The sequence below is a fragment of the Halalkalirubrum salinum genome, from assembly GCF_005543295.1.
Lineage (GTDB): Archaea > Halobacteriota > Halobacteria > Halobacteriales > Haloferacaceae > Halalkalirubrum > Halalkalirubrum salinum.
In genome coordinates this window covers 11430-14224 of the sequence record NZ_SRSG01000048.1, presented here as the reverse complement: position 1 = coordinate 14224, position 2795 = coordinate 11430, and the positions used below count along the sequence as shown (strand labels likewise).

General features: G+C 46.6%; 2 protein-coding genes. One reads left to right on the top strand and one right to left on the bottom strand.

The genetic code is table 11. The features are described from left to right. Window positions 1–2198 (bottom strand): helix-hairpin-helix domain-containing protein (locus tag E5K03_RS13815; protein ID WP_205743007.1); only part of this gene is annotated, 2198 nt, incomplete at its 3' end. 282 nt (window positions 2199–2480) lie between these two features. Between E5K03_RS13815 and E5K03_RS13810 the strand changes: the two genes are divergently transcribed. After that, window positions 2481–2795 (top strand): ADP-ribosylglycohydrolase family protein (locus E5K03_RS13810; RefSeq protein ID WP_171006700.1); only part of this gene is annotated, 315 nt, incomplete at its 3' end.

The following is a 2795-nucleotide window of genomic DNA, read 5'->3' as shown; positions in this document are numbered from 1 at the left end:
TCTAAGTCCCCGAAACACGTCCGGTACATGTCTGCGACTGGAATAGTTCTGTTATTAGTCCCATTCTCCGATGGTAGCGGTGGGTACGCCGGGAACGTGGCAAGTTGAAGCAAGGCGTCTTGGAGTTCTGCAAGTGAACCGGGAAGTTCTGGTATCGAGTAATTCGTTCCGGGAACGCAAGGCCGAACGAACTCTCTTGTCGTCTTCACGCTCGCCCTTTTTTGAAGGAGTTCATGCGTATCCTCTCTAAAGGGCCTGACGTTGATAACTTGGTAATGCGTTACTGTCTCGGCGTCTCCGAACACCTTACGATAGTCTCTAATACTGAATGAAAGTCTATCTTGATGCTGTGGTCCATAGCCGGTAAATAGAGTAGATGCGTCGCCGAATCCGATGCAGGCATCGAGTAGAATGAAATACTGAACACGTGGATCTCGGCGGTCTTCTGGATCGATATCGGTTCCGGGAATTTGGAAAACAAGCTCTAAAACTTTTCTTGCATTACGGAACGACTCATAGTATTCTGAGAGGTAGTTTGGATAGACTGTGCCACCACCAGGCACCGTATATTCCTCTGGGACTGGTACAGGAAGTTCTCCTGGGACGAGAGCTTCTTGTTTGCTATCATCGTCCTGAGGAGGTGTGTCAATAGAGGAACTCTCTGACTTCCCTGAAAGTCCAGAGTCTGATTCTTCAAGCTGAGTAGCGCCTCTGGCTGGTTGTCTCTCCGTATTTGAGGGCTGTTTGTTGTCGGTGTTCTGTGTGAGAGACTCTACTGAGGAATCGATGAGCTGCTCGGCGACTTGTTCATCGTCCGGTTCTAAAGAAGCAAAATTACCTGCTTGCGCGGCTTCTTGAAGGCGTTGTACCTGTGCTGTCGATAAGTCAGTTCTATTGGACAGGTCGTATGGCGTTACTGCTTGTAATTCATCAGTTGTTGTGACGCCAGCTTTCACAAGAGACGATCCCCTACTTGGTCCGACCCCGTAAACTGCAAAAAGTCCCTCTCCCTGTAGCATCTCTTTGAGATACCGGCGCACGTAGCCAATAGCTTCATCATGGGAACATCCTGAAGTAATCACCCGATTGACCGCATCTTCTATCTCATCAGTATCAAGTGTCGTCGCAGCTGCAAGTGAATCAATATCCCATCCCATAGACGATGGGGTTGGAGTTCGATCTGCATTCTCTGAGAGCTCGGAACTATGAGAGTCTACTGACTGATCACAACTGTATCCATGCTTTCGTAAGACGGATTTAAATTTGAATCTCTTTCCACATTTTTCGCAAATAAATTTAGAATTAGGATCTGTCCCACGATTCGAATCAGTCTTCATACTGTTTTGCTTCTCTGAGAGCTCGGAACTATGAGAGTCTACTGACTGATCACAACTGTATCCATGCTTTCGTAAGACGGATTTAAATTTGAATCTCTTTCCACATTTTTCACAAATAAATTCAGAATTAGGATCTGTCCCACGATTCGAATCAGTCTTCATACTGTCTTGCTGTCTGTCAGAGAATTCCCCAGAGACGACTTCACGAGCTGACGCCCGTATTTTTTTGGCACGGTCCTTGTCGATATACCCCACTTCAGTTAATTCGTCGAGTAGGGCCGTGGCAACATCTTCTGCCGTTTCGAATCCTGCCTGATATAATAGGTAAAGAAAATTGAGAGAGTGACTTTCGAGATGGAGAATAGACTGCCTTGGTTCGTCACAGAAAACCTCTCTTAGTGCGGCTCTTTTTGTTGCGAACGAGCCCTTTCGATAAGCAATACGGGCAAAAGCTTCGGATACCTCTTGTCGGGGTACATTACACTCGTCTGCAATTTGGTGTTGAATCGTGCCATCCTCTCCACAAAGCTCCCTGGCCGCTTCTAGAATACAATATGCATCTGATTTATTGATCGTCTTGGTGGTAACAAGCTCCTCAACAGTTGCTTCTGCAACGGACCGAACCGTTGTATATCCAGCCTGTCTAAGTTCTGACTCTCGCGTATCTCCAACCGCTGGTATATCTGCTAAAGAGTCCCCAGTGAATTCAACCTCTCCATTGTTATTCTTTCCTCTACACTCATCCTCGACAGTATCATTTCTCTTACCACCTGAATCAGTCATTTGTGATGATCTAAAATCCCATGAGTGTTGATATCCGAGATTCTCCCATCTATGATCTTGATCATCTGTACCAGTCACATGGTGAATGACTCTACTGAGAGTTCCTCTAAAATCACACTCGTGTACCGGACATGAAATTTGATCCGTGTCTCGCATAACTTTGCTATGATACTCGATATTTATCTTGTATTGAAATAATTAATGCTAATGTTCGGTATTGTACCATTTACGATGTATATATAACGATAATAGATGGGTGAAGATAGAAGACCATTGGCTATTCTAGCTGCTCTTCTTGTATTAGATCTATATTATAATCTTTCACCCTACATTTTTCAAAGCGGTAATCGTTGATGACGTATGGATTCGGATCGAGCGCGTGGTGCGTTACTTGGATTAGCGTGCGGGGATGCGCTTGGCCGGCCGGTCGAGTTCGCGTCTGCATCGAAGATCAGTGCTGAACACGGGCGGCTTGATGAGATGATCGGGTACGGAACGTGGCATCAGTCTGCTGGGACGATTACTGACGATACAGATCAGGCGTTGTGTATCGCGCGGAGTCTTGTTGAACGGCAAGCGTTCGATCCGGTTGATGTTGCTGAGCGGTTCGTTGCGTGGTATAACAGCGGGCCGTTCGACATCGGTGGGATGACACGGCGGGCGCTCAGTCGTCTG